The sequence below is a fragment of the Synechococcus sp. CBW1107 genome (assembly GCF_015841355.1).
GTDB lineage: Bacteria > Cyanobacteriota > Cyanobacteriia > PCC-6307 > Cyanobiaceae > Regnicoccus_A.
Map to the genome: position 1 here is coordinate 1,543,210 of NZ_CP064908.1, position 15,276 is coordinate 1,558,485.

Annotated in this window: 11 protein-coding genes and 1 pseudogene; 6 read left to right on the plus strand and 6 right to left on the minus strand. The window is 68.3% G+C overall.

Annotation, left to right across the window (positions count from 1 at the left end):
- Nucleotides 1–14 precede the first annotated feature (14 nt).
- On the plus strand, nucleotides 15–2,021 hold the full coding sequence (locus tag I1E95_RS08060) for a ribonuclease J (protein WP_197166796.1): 2,007 nt from the start codon (nucleotides 15–17) through the stop codon (nucleotides 2,019–2,021).
- A 30-nt stretch (nucleotides 2,022–2,051) separates the two neighbouring features.
- On the opposite strand, the gene I1E95_RS08065 is transcribed toward I1E95_RS08060, so the two are convergent.
- Both I1E95_RS08065 and tilS read right to left on the minus strand, forming a co-directional pair.
- Nucleotides 2,052–2,576, minus strand: coding sequence for a hypothetical protein (locus I1E95_RS08065; protein ID WP_197166797.1), 525 nt, complete (start codon nucleotides 2,574–2,576; stop codon nucleotides 2,052–2,054).
- Nucleotides 2,573–3,670, minus strand: a complete 1,098-nt coding sequence (gene tilS, locus I1E95_RS08070) for a tRNA lysidine(34) synthetase TilS (RefSeq protein ID WP_197166800.1) — start codon at nucleotides 3,668–3,670, stop codon at nucleotides 2,573–2,575. Before tilS ends, I1E95_RS08065 begins: the two co-directional genes overlap by 4 nt.
- Nucleotides 3,671–3,685: 15 nt before the next feature.
- On the opposite strand from tilS, the gene I1E95_RS08075 reads away from it, so the two are divergent.
- From I1E95_RS08075 to uvrB, 3 genes are all read left to right on the plus strand, one after another.
- Nucleotides 3,686–4,447: a DUF561 domain-containing protein gene (locus I1E95_RS08075; RefSeq protein WP_197166801.1), complete on the plus strand. Its 762-nt coding sequence runs from the start codon at nucleotides 3,686–3,688 to the stop codon at nucleotides 4,445–4,447.
- A 92-nt stretch (nucleotides 4,448–4,539) separates the two neighbouring features.
- A complete protein-coding gene (locus I1E95_RS08080; protein ID WP_197166802.1) occupies nucleotides 4,540–4,971 on the plus strand; it encodes a phage holin family protein in 432 nt (143 codons plus the stop codon).
- 101 nt (nucleotides 4,972–5,072) lie between these two features.
- Complete coding sequence (gene uvrB, locus I1E95_RS08085) at nucleotides 5,073–7,079, plus strand: excinuclease ABC subunit UvrB (RefSeq protein ID WP_197166803.1); 2,007 nt, start codon at nucleotides 5,073–5,075, stop codon at nucleotides 7,077–7,079.
- A 40-nt stretch (nucleotides 7,080–7,119) separates the two neighbouring features.
- On the opposite strand, the gene I1E95_RS08090 is transcribed toward uvrB, so the two are convergent.
- Genes I1E95_RS08090 through holA form a run of 3 tightly spaced genes read right to left on the minus strand, consistent with a single transcriptional unit; the run spans nucleotide 7,120 to nucleotide 11,259 of the window.
- Nucleotides 7,120–8,445, minus strand: coding sequence for an exopolysaccharide biosynthesis polyprenyl glycosylphosphotransferase (locus I1E95_RS08090; protein ID WP_231594941.1), 1,326 nt, complete (start codon nucleotides 8,443–8,445; stop codon nucleotides 7,120–7,122).
- 8 nt (nucleotides 8,446–8,453) lie between these two features.
- The gene (locus I1E95_RS08095) at nucleotides 8,454–10,259 is read right to left on the minus strand and encodes an aspartate kinase (protein WP_197166812.1); all 1,806 of its coding nucleotides are present in this window, start codon (nucleotides 10,257–10,259) and stop codon (nucleotides 8,454–8,456) included.
- 31 nt (nucleotides 10,260–10,290) lie between these two features.
- Nucleotides 10,291–11,259 (minus strand): DNA polymerase III subunit delta, encoded by a 969-nt coding sequence (holA, locus tag I1E95_RS08100; RefSeq protein WP_197166814.1) that lies wholly within the window; start codon nucleotides 11,257–11,259, stop codon nucleotides 10,291–10,293.
- Here holA and I1E95_RS08105 point away from each other — a divergent pair.
- Nucleotides 11,252–11,875, plus strand: a pseudogene (locus tag I1E95_RS08105) (precorrin-8X methylmutase); the annotation flags it as partial. The gene holA and the pseudogene I1E95_RS08105 sit on opposite strands and share 8 nt — an antisense overlap.
- Before the next feature lie 87 nt (nucleotides 11,876–11,962).
- A complete protein-coding gene (locus tag I1E95_RS08110) occupies nucleotides 11,963–12,325 on the plus strand; it encodes a DUF6165 family protein (protein WP_231594966.1) in 363 nt (120 codons plus the stop codon).
- Between the two features lies 1 nt (nucleotide 12,326).
- Here the strand turns inward: I1E95_RS08110 and mutS are convergent, their stop codons facing one another.
- Nucleotides 12,327–15,077: a DNA mismatch repair protein MutS gene (gene mutS, locus I1E95_RS08115; protein ID WP_197166816.1), complete on the minus strand. Its 2,751-nt coding sequence runs from the start codon at nucleotides 15,075–15,077 to the stop codon at nucleotides 12,327–12,329.
- Nucleotides 15,078–15,276: the final 199 nt, after the last annotated feature.

Below are 15,276 nucleotides of genomic sequence, written 5' to 3' on the forward strand. Positions count from 1 at the left end.
TCGTTCCTCACCCCATGAGCTCAAGCAACAACAAGACGTCCCCCACCACCAAGCAGCCGACTCTGCGGGTTATTCCCCTCGGTGGTCTTCATGAAATCGGTAAGAATACCTGCGTTTTTGAATATGGCGATGACCTGATGCTTGTGGATGCCGGGCTGGCCTTCCCCAGTGATGGCATGCACGGCGTCAATGTGGTGCTGCCCGACACCAGCTATCTGCGTGAAAATCAGAAGCGTATCCGCGGCATGATCGTGACCCACGGTCACGAAGATCACATTGGAGGGATTCCCCATCACCTCAAGAACTTCAATATTCCGGTGATCTATGGCCCACGTCTGGCCATGTCGATGCTCCAGGGAAAGATGGAGGAAGCTGCCGTCACCGATCGCACCGTGATTCAGACGGTGAGCCCCCGGGATGTGGTCAAGGTTGGCCAACACTTCCAGGTGGAGTTCATCCGGAACACCCACTCCATCGCCGACAGCTTCAGCCTGGCGATCACCACACCCGTGGGCGTGGTGATCTTCACCGGAGACTTCAAGTTCGACCACACCCCTGTCGATGGCGAATATTTTGACATCCAGCGCATGGCCCATTACGGCGAGCAGGGCGTGCTCTGCCTGTTCAGTGACTCCACCAATGCCGAGGTGCCCGGCTTCACGCCGCCGGAGCGGTCGGTGTTTCCGAACCTCGACCGCCACTTCTCCAATTCGGAAGGCCGGGTGATCGTCACCACGTTCGCCAGTTCTGTCCACCGGGTTTCGATGATCCTGGAACTGGCGATGAAGCATGGCCGCAAGGTGGGCCTGCTGGGTCGCTCCATGCTCAACGTGATCGCCAAGGCGCGCGAACTCGGTTACATCCGCTGCCCGGATGAGCTGTTCGTGCCGATCAAGCAGATCCGCGACCTTCCTGATCGCGAAACCCTGTTGCTGATGACCGGCAGCCAGGGTGAGCCCCTGGCGGCACTCAGCCGAATCTCCCGCGGTGAGCACCCCCAGGTGCAGGTGAAACCCACCGACACGATCATCTTCTCCGCCAGCCCGATCCCCGGCAACACCATCTCGGTGGTGAACACCATCGACCGGTTGATGATGATGGGAGCCAAGGTGGTCTACGGCAAGGGCGAAGGCATCCACGTGTCGGGCCATGGCTGCCAGGAAGATCACAAGCTGATGCTTGCTCTCACCCGGCCGAAGTTCTTCGTGCCGGTGCACGGAGAGCACCGCATGCTCGTGTGCCACTCGCGCACGGCTCAGTCGATGGGAATTCCCGCCGACAACATGCTCATCATCGACAACGGCGATGTGGTGGAACTCACCCCCACGACCATCCACAAGGGGGATCCGGTCAAGGCCGGCATCGAATTGCTGGATGCCTCCCGCAACGGCATCGTTGATAACCGTGTGCTCAAGGAGCGTCAGCAACTGGCCGAGGACGGTGTGATCACCCTGCTGACCGTGATCAGCACCGATGGCGTCATGGCAGCCCCGCCGCGGGTCAACCTGCGCGGAGTGGTCACCACCGCTGATGCCCGCCGGCTCTCGATCTGGGCCGAGCGGGAGATCGGCTGGGTGCTGGACAACCGCTGGAATCAGCTGGCCCGCAACACCGGTGGAACGGCCCCCGAGGTCGACTGGGTGGGCGTGCAGAGGGAGATCGAGGTCGGTCTCCAGCGCCGCTTGCGGCGCGAACTGCAGGTGGAGCCCCTGATCATCTGCCTGGTGCAACCGGCTCCGGCAGGCACCCCTGCCTACAAGGGCCGTGCCGATGCCGAGCCGGACAGCCGTCCGGCCCCCCGCAGCGGTCGCCGGGAGAGCTCAGGGCGTGAACCCGTGATCCGCAACCACGCCCCTGCCCCTCAGCGTGTTCAGGCCTCTGGCGCGGCCACGGCCACGACGCCTGTTGCCACGATGACGCCAGCCAGCGCGCCTGCCGTGCAGGTGGCCGTGGCCAAGCGGGAGGAACCGGAGATGCCCGCCAACCGGGTGCGCCGCCGCCGCTCCACCGCCGCGAGCTGATGGCTGCGGGCTGAGGGGCCCTCGGCCCCCTCAGCCCAGCACCACCCTCAGCAGACCCTTCGCCAGCTCAGCCTCCTCCTCGGGACTGAAGCGCCTCCTGCCTGCCCCGTCGTGGACGGACGCGGCAGGTTCGTCCAGCACTTCCACCCGCACGGCCTCCATGTCGCTGTCCGGAGGAGCCGGTGCCAGGCTCAGGGGCGCAGACCCCACCGATTGCAGATCCGCGGCCCAGGGCATGGCGGCCGCCGGGTTGGCTTCGGGCTTGCTCTGCTCGCAGAGCGCCAGTCCCTCGGCGGCCAGATCGCTGTACGTGCTTCCCCTGGTGGCAGTCGTCAGCACCTGGCGGTAGAGCTCTCCGGCCTCGTCGGGCTGGCGTAATCCATAGAAGTGGATGTGGCCCAGCAGCAGTTTCAGCCGCAGGCTGTGGGGATCACCGGCCTCGAGCGGTGTGCCCTCCAGCAGGTCCTGCCCCTCCTGAAGCGCCTCGGCGAAGCGACCCTGGCTGTAGGCCAGCTCCACACGCTTGTAGGTCTGATCAAAGCCGCTGGATGTCATCGGTTGGAGGGGGAAGAGACCGCGCCGGGTTCGGGGGGGCCGGATGGATCAGCAGGCTCGTTCGGTTCCGGCTGTAGTCGCACACTCTGCCGGTCCCAGACGAGCCTGCTGCCTCCAGGCAAGGTCAAGCTGCCAGGCCCCTGGCTCAGCGGCAACCGGCGCCGCAGGGATTCCAGGCTCCGGGCCCCCAGCCGCACTCCGGCGCTGCGCTCCAGCCAGAGATCGAGCAGCAGCTCCTGGCTGCGGGCGCTGAGCTCGCTCAGCCATTGGCGTTGCAGTCCTGGTCCCTGCTGCGGAGGCTCACCTGCGGTGAGCGGGCCTGCTGGCGTCTGCAGGGCCACAAGGGCCAGCCGGGCCAGCTCTTCGGTGAGTTCCTGGGTGCCTTCCAGGCGTTCGGCCAGGGCACCCAGACGCCGCCAGGCGCCGGGATGGAGCTCCTCCAGCACCGGCATCACCTCCTGGCGGAGGCGGTTGCGGCTGAAGCGGGGATCGTCGTTGCCAGGATCCAGCCACAGGGGCAGCTGCTGCTGCTCGCAGTACGAGGCGGTCTCGGCACGGGAGAAGCCGAGCAGGGGACGCACCAGAGCGATGCTGCCGCTGAGGGGACGGCTCGCCCGCAGGCTGCTCAGTCCCCGCAGGCCGCATCCCCTGGCCAGGTTGAACAACAGGGTCTCGGCACGGTCACTGCCGGTATGGCCGGTCACGACGCGGGTGCAGCCGAGACTGAGGGCCTGCCGGTTCAAACGCTCGTAGCGCCAGCGGCGCCCGGCCTCCTCAGTGCTGATGTCGCGGGAGGCAGGCCCAGTGGCGGCGTTCTCCACGCGCATGGGCAGGCCGAGGCTGGCGGCCCACGCCGTCAGCTCCCCGGCCTGATCGGCGGCCTCCTTCCGCCAGCCATGGTTGCCGTGCCAGAGGTGCAGGTCCCAGTCGTGCAGGCGCTGCAGCTCCAGCAGCAAGGTCGTCAGGGCCATCGAATCCTGGCCACCGGAGACAGCCAGCAGCAGCCGCCTCCCCCGGGGCAGGAGCTGGGGGTCCTTCAGCAGCCTCCGGTGCAGCCGGTGCTGCAGGGGACCCCATGGGAGAATCGCCTCCATCTGCCCTGCTCGCCGATGTCGCGCCTCACCAGCCTGCCCTCCTCCCTGCAAGCGGCGCTGCTCTCCCGGCGGCTGTTGAAGGTGATCGCCGGCCTGAGCAATTTCGAGGCGGCCAGCGTGGAGCGGATCAGTCGGGCCGCCGGTGCCGGTGGAGCCGACCTGCTCGATGTGGCCTGCGATCCCGACCTGGTGCGCCTGGCTGCAGCGGCCTCGGGCCTGCCGGTCTGCGTCTCGGCCGTTGATCCGGACCTGTTCCCCGCGGCCGTGGCCGCTGGTGCCGCGATGGTGGAGATCGGCAATTTCGATTCGTTCTACCCCGATGGGCGGATCTTCACTGCCGACGAGGTGCTCGGCCTCACGCGGCGCACCCGGGAGCTGCTGCCGGAGGTGGTCCTGTCGGTCACGGTCCCCCATGGACTTCCCCTCGATCAGCAGCAGCAGCTGTCCTGCGATCTGGTCGCCGCCGGCGCCGATCTGATCCAGACCGAAGGTGGCACCAGCGCCCGGCCCTTCAGCCCTGGAACCCTCGGCCTGATCGAGAAGGCCGCGCCCACCCTGGCGGCGGCCCATGCCATCAGCCGGGCGGTGCAGAGTCCCGTGCTCTGCGCCTCAGGGCTCTCCGCCGTCACGCTGCCCCTGGCCATCGCTGCCGGCGCCCACGGGGTGGGTGTCGGTTCAGCCGTCAACCGGCTTGAGGATGAACTCGCCATGGTGGCGGTGGTGCGCAGTCTGCGGGAGGCCCTGACCCCAGCGCCTGTGGCCGTGGTGGTCCACTGAGATCTCCTGCCGGCTTGTGACGGTTCGGCACCCCTGTCCTGGCTGGGTCAGGGAATGTTGATTAGCGTGGCATCGATCCTGAAATGATGTCCATGGGCCCGTTCATCTGGCTCCTGCAATGGCCCATCCGGGCAGTTGTTCTGTTGATCGTGGGCGTTTTGCCCCTCGGGGTTGAGTTCAGCGGTTTCGGCACCGCCCTGCTCTCCGCTGTGGTGATCGGCCTGCTGGGAACACTGCTGATCTGGCCGTTGAAGCTGGTGCTGGCCCTGCCCTGGGCCATCACCAGCCTGGGTGGTCTGGTGACGCCGATCACCGCGGTCTACAACTGGGTGATCACGATCGTCCTGTTTGCCCTGGCGGCCTGGCTGATCCAGGGCTTCCGCCTCAAGAACGGTCTGATCAGCGCGGCCCTCGGCGCCATTGTCTACAGCGTGCTCAGCACCCTGATCCTCGGCTGGCTCGGTCTTGATGTCAGCTTCACCCGGGCGGCAGCCGCCCTCTCCGCAGCCGTCGGCGTGGCCTGAGGGCCTGCCGATCCTGGTCGCCTGCTGTGGTGGACGCCGGCCGTGACTGATTCCTAGGATCGACGCTGTCTTTGTCCAGGGGCCACCTGGATCCAGCGGCCATGGCGCGCTTCGAGCTCCAGGCTCCCTATGAGCCCAAGGGCGATCAACCCACGGCCATCGAAGCCCTTGTGGACGGTGTCGATGCGGGTGAGCGCTACCAGACCCTGCTGGGGGCCACGGGCACCGGCAAGACCTTCACCATCGCCAATGTGATCGCCCGCACCGGCCGTCCGGCCCTTGTGCTGGCCCATAACAAAACCCTCGCTGCCCAGCTCTGCAATGAATTGCGGGAGTTCTTCCCGCACAACGCCGTCGAATATTTCATCTCCTACTACGACTACTACCAGCCGGAGGCCTACGTTCCGGTTTCGGATACCTATATCGCCAAAACGGCATCGATCAACGAAGAGATCGACATGTTGCGGCACTCAGCCACCCGCTCGTTGTTCGAGCGTCAGGATGTGATCGTGGTGGCCTCGATCAGCTGCATCTACGGCCTCGGTATTCCCTCGGAATACCTGAAGGCCGCAGTGCGTTTTCAGGTGGGTGAGGCCATCAACCTGCGCGGCTCCCTGCGCGAGCTGGTCAACAACCAGTATTCCCGCAACGACATCGAAGTTGGGCGAGGTCGCTTCCGGGTCAAGGGAGATGTGCTCGAGATCGGACCCGCCTACGAAGACCGCCTGGTGCGCATCGAGCTCTTCGGCGATGAGGTGGAGGCGATTCGCTACGTCGATCCCACCACAGGTGAAATCCTGCAGAGCCTGGAAACTATCAATATCTATCCCGCCAAGCACTTCGTCACTCCCAAGGACCGGCTCGAATCGGCGATCGCCGCCATCCGCGACGAACTGCATCAGCGCCTGGAGGTGCTCCATGGCCAGGGACGCCTGCTGGAAGCTCAGCGGCTGGAGCAGCGCACCACCTACGACCTCGAGATGCTGCAGCAGGTGGGCTACTGCAACGGCGTCGAGAATTACGCCCGCCACCTGGCTGGTCGCCCGGCCGGCACTCCACCCGAATGCCTGATCGACTATTTCCCCGACGATTGGTTGCTGGTGGTGGATGAGAGCCATGTCACCTGCTCCCAGCTCCATGCCATGTACAACGGGGACCAGGCCCGCAAGCAGGTTCTGGTGGAGCATGGTTTCCGCCTGCCCAGCGCCGCTGACAACCGCCCACTCAAGGCGGAGGAGTTCTGGTCGAAGGCCCGCCAGACGATCTTCGTGTCGGCCACCCCGGGAACCTGGGAGATGGAGCAGAGCCAGGGTCATGTGGCCCAGCAGGTGATCCGCCCCACAGGTGTGCTCGATCCGGTGGTTGAGGTCCGCCCCACCGAGGGGCAGGTGGATGATCTCCTCGGTGAAATCAGGCTGCGGGCCGGGCGGGATGAGCGCACGCTGATCACCACTCTGACCAAGCGGATGGCCGAGGACCTCACGGATTATCTGGCAGAAAATGGTGTGCGCGTGCGCTATCTGCACTCGGAGATCCATTCGATCGAGCGGATCGAGATCATCCAGGATCTTCGCAACGGTGAATTCGATGCTCTGGTGGGGGTGAATCTGCTGCGCGAAGGGCTGGATCTTCCCGAGGTGTCCCTGGTGGCGATTCTTGATGCGGACAAGGAGGGATTTCTGAGGGCTGAGCGCTCCCTGATCCAGACCATCGGCCGGGCGGCCCGCCATGTGGACGGGATGGCTCTGCTCTATGCCGACAACCTCACCGACTCGATGGCCCGCGCCATCTCCGAGACCGAGCGGCGCCGGGCGATTCAGCGGACCTACAACGAGACCCACGGCATCACCCCCAGCGCTGCCGGCAAACGAGCCGGCAATGCCATTCTCAGTTTTCTGGAGGTGTCCAGGCGCGCTCAGGATGAGGCGCCGACAGCCGAAGCTGAGCCGGCATCCTTCGCGATGGTGCCCCTCGATGCCCTGCCGGAGCTGATTCTGGAGCTGGAGGACAAGATGAAGGCCGCTGCCAAGAACCTGGAATTCGAGGAGGCCGCCAATCTTCGCGATCGCATCAAGAAGCTGCGCCAGAAACTCGTCGGCCGCACCTGAGTTGACCTGTGGCTGCCGGCTGGTCGAGCCGCTTCGAGCTTCAGCGGCCGGCGGCCTTGAGCACGATCTTGATCGTCTTGACCAGGATGAGCAGATCCAGCCAGACGCTGCAGTTGCGCAGATAGAAGAGGTCGTAACTGAGTTTCAGTTCAGCGTCCTCAACCGTGGAGGTGTACGGCATGTTCACCTGGGCCCAGCCGCTCAGGCCCGGCCGGATCCAGTGACGCAGGCGGTAGTTGGGAATGCACTGTTCCAGGTCCGTCTCCAGCTCGGGTCGCTCCGGGCGTGGACCGATCAGGCTCATCTCACCCCGCAGCACATTGATCAGCTGCGGCAGCTCGTCGAGGCGGGTGCGCCGCAGCCAGAGGCCCACCGGTGTGATCCGTCCGTCGTTCGGACCCGACCAGATCGCCTCCCCCTGTCCCTCCGCATCGGGGACCATCGTCCGCAGTTTGATCACCTCGAAGGACTTGCCCCTCAGGCCCGTGCGCTTCTGCCGGTAGAGCACCGGTCCGCCATCGCCCAGGCGGATCAACGCGGCGGTGATGGCCAGCACCGGAGACGACAGCAGCAGCAGCAGCAGACTCACCATCACATCGGCATAGCGTTTGAGCTGACGCTCGAAGCCACCACCGCGCTGCTCGCTGCGATCGGAGAACAGCAGCCATTGATCCTCCACCCAGTGGGGCGGGATGCGCTGCAGCTCCTGTTCCGCCGCCAGAGCCAGGGAGGTGACGGGCCGGCCCTCCGCCAGAGCCCTGGCGCAGGAGTCGAGTCCATCGGATTGCTTGAGCACCCCCTGACTGAGGGCAAGGCCGCAGGCCTCGTTGCCCTCGGTCCCCTGCATCAGCTGGACGATCTCCTGACCCAGCACATGGATGGAGGGGGCCTGAATGGCCCCGATGCGCTCCCATTCAGCCCTGATCGCCTCCCGCTCGCCGGGAAGACTGACGATGTCCCACTGGTCCTGTCTGGTGGAGTGGGCCAGCTGGCGCAGCAGCAGGCGCACGCCACCGCTCCAGAGCGCCGCCAGGGTGAAGAGCGGCATCAGGCTGCCGCGGTGCAGCAGTGTCACTTCCGGTGACGTGCGCAGCAGCCAGCCCACAAGGGCACCGGTGGCCGTGGTGGCCGCACTGGTGATGGCCAGGCGTAACACCAGCTGGCTCCAGCGCAGTCGCCTCGCCTTGAGGAGTGTGAACGACCCGAACAGCCAGCCGAGGCTGAGATAGATGACGACCAGCATCGCCAGCAGGCCCAGCTGGTTGTCCAGGAAGCCATTCCGTTCCCGGTCGATCCAGGCCGCCAGCAGGCAGACCCCGAGGGCATCCAGGCCCGCGGCCAGGGCCAGCCAGCGGCGGTGGCGCAACCAGTGCACTAGGCCATGGCCTCCTGCGCCGTGGTGGTGCTGTCGCCCAGCTGGAAGCAGGCATGCACCGCCTGGAGCGCTTTGACCCCATCGGCTTCCGCCACCACACAGCTGGTGCGGATTTCGCTGGTGGCGATCATCTCGATGTTCACTCCGGCCTCCGCCAGGGCCCGGAACATGCGGGCGGCGGTGCCGGGGGTGCAGGGCATGCCCGCGCCCACGGCGCTCACCCGGGCGATGGCCAGGCCTTCTTCGAAGCGGGCCTCGGGCCAGGGGGCGAGCACCGGTTGCAGGGCGCCGCGGGCTCGGTTGAGATCGTCACGACGCAGGGTGAAGCTCATGTCGCGGCTGAGCTGCGAGCCGGACCCGTGGGTGCGCTCCGACTGGACGATGGTGTCGAGACTGATGCCGGCGTCGGCCAGGGCCCGGCAGACGGCCGCGGCCGTGCCGGGCCGGTCGGGAACCTGGCGGACCACCACCTGGGCCTGGTTGCGGTCGAGGGCCACGCCGCGCACCGCCGGATCGCTCACGTCACAGGGGAGCGGGTTCTGGCGCAGCTGGTGCTCCTGCAGCTCGAACACCTCGGCGGCGGCACGCAGGGCACGCGCACCCTGGCTGCCTTCCACCAGGCAGCTCACCTTCACTTCACTGGTGGCGATCATGCGCAGGTTGATGCCGTACCGGGCCAGGGTGTCGAACAGGCGCGCGGCGATGCCCGGCCGCCCCATGATCCCGGCCCCGGAAATACTCAGCTTGGCCAGCCCCGCCTGGGTGCTCAGGGCGCTCTCCTCCACCCCCAGCTCCTGGAGCAGGCCCCGGCAGACCTCGCGGGCCGCCTCCAGCTGGCTCTCCGAGAGTGTGAAGGCGATGTCGTTGCTGGCGCCGACATGGGTGGCCTGCACGATCAGATCCACGTTCAGCCCCGCCGTGGAAAGGGCCTCGAACAGCAGGGCGGCCACCCCGGGATGGTCAGGCACCCGGGTCAGGGCCAGCACCGCCTGCTGGTTCTCCAGATCCGCCCCATCCACCGGACGGCCCAGCTCAAGCCCCTCACTGCCGATCGGCCTGGGCCTGCCGCTGGTGAGCCGGGTGCCGGGGGCGTCGCTCCAGCTCGAGCGCACCACCAGGGGCACGCCGTAGTTGCGGGCGATCTCGACGGCGCGGGGATGCAGCACCGCCGCGCCGAGGCTGGCCAGCTCCAGCATCTCGTTGCAGCTCACCTCCTCCATCAGGCGGGCCTCGCTCACCTGGCGCGGGTCGGTGGTGAGCACCCCGGGCACATCGGTGTAGATCTCGCAGGCGTCAGCCCCCAGCGCCGCGGCCAGGGCCACGGCCGAGGTGTCGGAGCCGCCCCGGCCCAGGGTGGTGATCTCGGGCGTGCCGGCACTGCCGCTGCTGGTGCCCTGGAAGCCGGCCACCACCACCACCTGGCCATCCTCGAGCCGTTTGCGCAGCCGCTCGGTGCGCACCTCGAGGATGCGGGCGCGGCCATGGGCCGATTCGGTCACGATGCCCACCTGCGGTCCCGTCATCGACACGGCAGGCACGCCGATGCTGTGCAGGGCCATCGCCAGCAGGGCGATCGACACCTGCTCGCCCGTGGCCAGAAGCATGTCCATCTCCCGCTGGGGGGGGTCTGAGCAGAGGGCCCGCGCCAGGGAGGTGAGCTCATCGGTGGTGTGGCCCATTGCCGAGACCACGATCACCAGGTCGTGACCCTGTTCGCGGCTGGCGGCGATCCGCTGCGCCACCGCCTGGATCCGCTCCACGCTGCCGACGGAGGTTCCCCCGAATTTCTGAACCAGCAGGGCCATTCCGGTCGGCAGATGTGATGGGATGCCGCGATTATCGGGCTGTGGCCAGCAGCAGCCCATCGCGGAAGGCTTCACCGGCCTCGGCACCCCGTTTGAGGGCGGCCTCCACCTCCAGCACCTGGGCCAGCAGGGTCAGCAGCCTGGAGGGGGGCCGCCCGCGGATCTGCCGGCGCATGACGTAGATCCGCTTGGGGTTGCCGATGCCGGCGGCCTTGGCAATCACGGCCACGTCCTGCTCGCCGCGGGTCTCCAGCAAACTGACCCACAGCCAGCCTCTGACCTGGCTGGTGAGCGAGGCCACCAGCCGCAGCGGAGGCTCCCCCGCCTGCAGCAGATCATCGACCAGGGCAATCGCCGCGCCGGCGTTCCCCTCCAGCAGGGCATCTCCCACCGCCAGGCTGGTGGTGCTGTGGCCGCCCACTAGGGCCGCCACAGCCGCCACCTGAACCGGGGCCTCGCCGCTGTAGAGAGCCAGCTTCTCCAGCTCGCTGCTCAGCCGGGCGCTGTCGCTGCCGATCGTCTCGGCCAGGGCCTCCGCCGCCCCCGCCGCCAGCTTCACCCCCAGCTCGCGGGCGGTGCGCGCCACCAGCTCCACCTGGCCGGCCCCATCCCAGGAGGAGGGCAGCTGAAAGCTCTTCTCCAGGGCCCGCTCGCGCAGCGCCTTGGTGGTCCGCAGGCGGGCATCGGGTTTGCCGCTGCTCACCAGCACCAGGTGACAGCTCTCGGGGATCAGATCCAGACAGGCATCCAGCTGGCCTGCCAGCTCGGCGGAACAGGGGCTGGTGAAGGGACTGCGCTGCACCAGGACCAGCCGGGCGCCGCTGCCGAAGGGCGGGGTCCGCGCTTCGCTCAGGGCCTGGGCGGCCTGGGCGTTGTCGGATCCATCGAGACGGGTGAGGTTGATGCTGTGCCAGGCCGGATCCACCTCCCTGCTGATCAGCTCATCGACCGCCCGGGTCCTGGCGGCTTCGTCGTCACCCCAGTAGAGATGGATGGGCATGGGGCGGCCTGGCTTGGATCTGGATCATCCGATCTTCAGCGAAAGTGTGCGGCGCATCCGCCAGTGGCTGGGCCCCACCGGTCTGGATCCGGTGCAGCAGGAGGTGCTGGAGCGACTCGTGCACAGCAGTGGCGATCTGACCATCGCCGCCGACCTGCGCTTCAGTGCGGACGCTTGCGCCATCGGGCTCGCGGCTTTGGCAGGGGGCGCTGTGATCCTCACCGACACGGCCATGGCAGCCGCGGCGGTGTCGCCGATGGCCCGGCGCACCTTCGCCAATCCGGTGCGCAGCATCCTTGAGTGGGCACCGGATGCGGCACCGCCCGGGGGCACCCGCAGCGCCGAGGGCCTGGAAGCGGCCCTGGCGGCCTGTCCCGGCGCGGTGGTGCTGATCGGCAGTGCCCCCACCGCTCTGGAGCGCCTGCTCGATCAGCCCCGCGGCCCCAGCCGGCCAGCCCTGGTGATCGGCATGCCGGTGGGCTTCGTGGGGGTGGCGGAGAGCAAGCGGCGGTTGGCCGCCAGTGATCTGACCCAGATCCGGCTCGACGGCAGCCGGGGTGGTGCCGGCCTGGTTGGAGCCACCTGCAACGCCCTGCTGCGCCGGGCCTGGCTGGAGGCGTCTCCCCCGCCACCAGGCACTCTCCTCCCGGCAGTCGGGCCGGAGCTGCCTGACGGCCGGCCGCTGCCCCGGGTCCCTGTGTCGGTGGGGGAGCTGATCGACAAGCTCACCATCCTGGCAATCAAGCGCGAGCGCATTCAGGAGCCTGAGCGTGCCTGCCTCGTCAGAGCCGAGCTCGATCAGCTGCAGGCGGTGGCCCGGCAGCTGGGCCTCGGAGCGGACCATGGGGTCGTGGCGGAGCTGGGCCGGCGGCTCGAGGGGGTGAACAGGGAGCTCTGGGATGTGGAGGAGGCGATCCGTGCCCAGGAGCGGGCCGGATGCTTCGATGCCACTTTCATTGCCCTGGCGCGTTCGGTGTATCGCCTCAACGATGAGAGGGCCGCGCTCAAGCGCCGCATCAGTGAGTGGAGCGGCTCGGCCCTGGTGGAGGTGAAGTCCTACGGCTGATTCAGGCTGCGGCCTGGAGACCCACGGCCACATGACTGTTGGCCTCGATCCGCCCCAGCACCTGGCGGGCCCGCTGCACCACCTGGGGCGGCACGCCCGCCAGGCGGGCCGCCTCGATGCCGTAGCTCCGGCTGGCGCCGCCCGGACGCACCTGGTGCAGAAAGAGGAGGCGGTCGCCAGTTTCCTCCACCAGCACCTGGTAGTTGGCGACACCCGGCAGCAGCGAGGCCAGTTCGTTGAGCTCGTGGTAATGGGTGGCGAACACCGCCCGTGCCCGCAGCCCCGCCGCCAGGTGCTCCGCCACGGCCCAGGCGATCGAGAGGCCATCGAAGGTGGCGGTGCCGCGGCCGATCTCATCGAGAAGCACCAGGGAGCGGTCGGTGGCGTGGTGAAGGATGTTGGCGGTCTCGGCCATCTCCACCATGAAGGTGGACTGGCCGCTGGCCAGGTCATCGACGGCCCCCACCCGGGTGAAGATGCGATCGGCCAGGCCGAGGCGGGCTGATCGGGCTGGAATCCAGCTGCCGATCTGCGCCATCAGCTGCAGCAATCCGTTCTGGCGCAGGTAGCAGCTCTTGCCGCTGGCGTTCGGCCCGGTGAGCACCACCAGGTCGGGGCGCCCCTCCTCACCCAGGTGCAGATCGTTGGCGCTGAACGACTCCTCCACCAGGAGTTGCTCCACCACCGGGTGCCGTCCCGCCTCCACCTGAAGGCAGCGGCTGTGCTCCAGTTGCGGCCGGCAGTAGGCATGGCAGGCGGCCACCTCCGCCAGCGACGCCAGGGCATCGAGGCCCGCCACGCGCCGGGCGGCCTGACGGATCGGTCCGGCCAGCTCCCCCACCTGCTGTCGCAGCTGGCTGAACAGCTCGTATTCCCGTTGGGCCGCCCGGGCCCGGAGTTGCAGGATGCGGCCTTCGCGCGCCTTGAGCTCGGGGGTGACGAAGCGCTCCTCGTTGGCCAGGGTCTGACGGCGGATCCAGTGTTCGGGCACGTGCCCGGCACGCGCCCGGCTCACAGAAAGGAAGTAGCCGAAGCTGCGGTGGAACTGCAGCCGCAGAGTGGGAATGCCGCTGCGACGGCGCTCCTCCTGCTCCTGCGCCGCCAGCCACCGGTCCTGATCGTCGAGCCGGTTGCGCAGTCCATCCAGGCGGCCGTCGACGCCGTCGTGGATCAGGCCGCCCTCACTGAGGCTGAGCGGTGGCGTGTCCACCAGGGTGTGGCGCACCAGGGCCGCCAGCTCTGCCAGCTCCGGATCGGTCTTCTGCAGGGGGCCGAACACGGCCGCGGTCGCTGGCTCCAGCAGGGCGGCGAGGCGGGGCAGGCGTTCCAGTCCATCGGCGAGGGCCACCAGATCGCGGGCGGAGGCGCTGCCGGCCCCGGCCCGTCCTGCCAGGCGCTCGAGATCACCCATGGGCCGCAGCAGCCGGCGCAGGGCCAGGCGCAGGGGCCGTTGCTGCACCAGCACACCGATGCCGTCCTGGCGCCGCTCGATCGCCTCCAGCTCCATCAGGGGGGCGTCCAGCCAGCGTCGCAGTGCCCTGGCCCCCATGGCGGTCATGGTGCGATCCAGGGCCCAGAGCAGCGACCCCTGAAACTGTCCATCCCGCTGGGTCTGGGTGATTTCCAGGTTGCGGCGGGTCTGGGCATCAAGCACCAGCTGATCGCCGCGCTGCTGGAGGGTGGGCCGATCCAGAGGGATGCGGTCGGCGATGGCGACCGCTGTCTCGTCGGTGACCGGCTGGGTGTCATCGAGATAGCGCACGAGGCCGCCGGCGGCTCTCAGGGCCAGGGGCGCCTCGCCCAGGCCCAGGCCCTCGAGGCTGGCCAGCTCGAAGCGCTCCATCAGGGTGCGGCGTGCCTCCGGCATGGTGAAGGGAGTGAGCGGCAGCGGAGTGCGGTGGATCGACTCCGGCGCCCAGGCCGGCTCGCCGGACTCCGCAGTGGGCCAGAGAAGCTCGGCCGGCTCCAGCCGCAGCAGGTCCTGGTGCAGCTGATCGCTGCCCTGGCGCTGCATCAGCTGGAATTCGCCGGTGCTCACATCCGCCACAGCCAGCCCCCACTGCCCCTGCTCCAGCACCACAGCCGCCAGCCAGTTGTTGCGGCGTGCCGCCAGCATCCCTTCCTCCAGCACGGTGCCGGGGGTGAGAACGCGGGTGATCCCCCGCCTGAGCAGAGCGCCCGGGGCCGGTGTGCTCTCCAGCTGGTCGCAGAGGGCCACGGCCAGGCCACGGCGCACCAGTTCGCCGCAGTAGCGCTCGGCGGCGTGGTGGGGGATGCCGGCCATCGGCACCCGCCCGATCCGTTTGCCCCCCTCCTTTCCCGTGAGGGTGAGCTCCAGCAGCCGCGACACCCGGATGGCGTCCTCGAAGAAGCACTCGTAGAAGTCGCCGAGGCGGTACAGCAGCACCCGCTCGGGGTGAGCCGCCTTCAGCTCCACGTAGTGGCGCAGGACCGGTGGCAGGGCCTCGGGATCCACCAGGCCGTGGTGGTGCCAGGGGGGCAGGGTGTCGGCGGGATCTCCGGGCTCGGCCGGATCCGGGGGGCCGGCAGGCTCGGGACTCCCTGCGGGGACTTCGGTCCCCTTGCCCTGGCGCCGCCGGGGGCGGGCGGCCGCCTCCGCCATCAGGTCATCATCACTCTCGCCGGTGGGGCCATCCGGGGAGGCTGTCCTGGCGGGACTGCTCGGGGTGGGGTCGGCTTCCAGGCCAAGGGCAGCCACCAGCGAGAGCTGTTCTTCCGGCGGCGTGGCCACGGCTTGCTCAGGGCTGGGGCGATCGTAGGAGGGATCAGTCGAAGCCCAGCGTCAGCCTGGCGGGGCTCGCGCCTTGGCACTCCCCACAACTTGTGAAGGATGCCGCGCGAGGGCCGGAAAACCCTGGAAGCCCCATGGGAGAATCCAGCCACTGCCTGCCCCGGCCCGTGTGCCAGGGACCGCGCACCCCGCCCTCCCA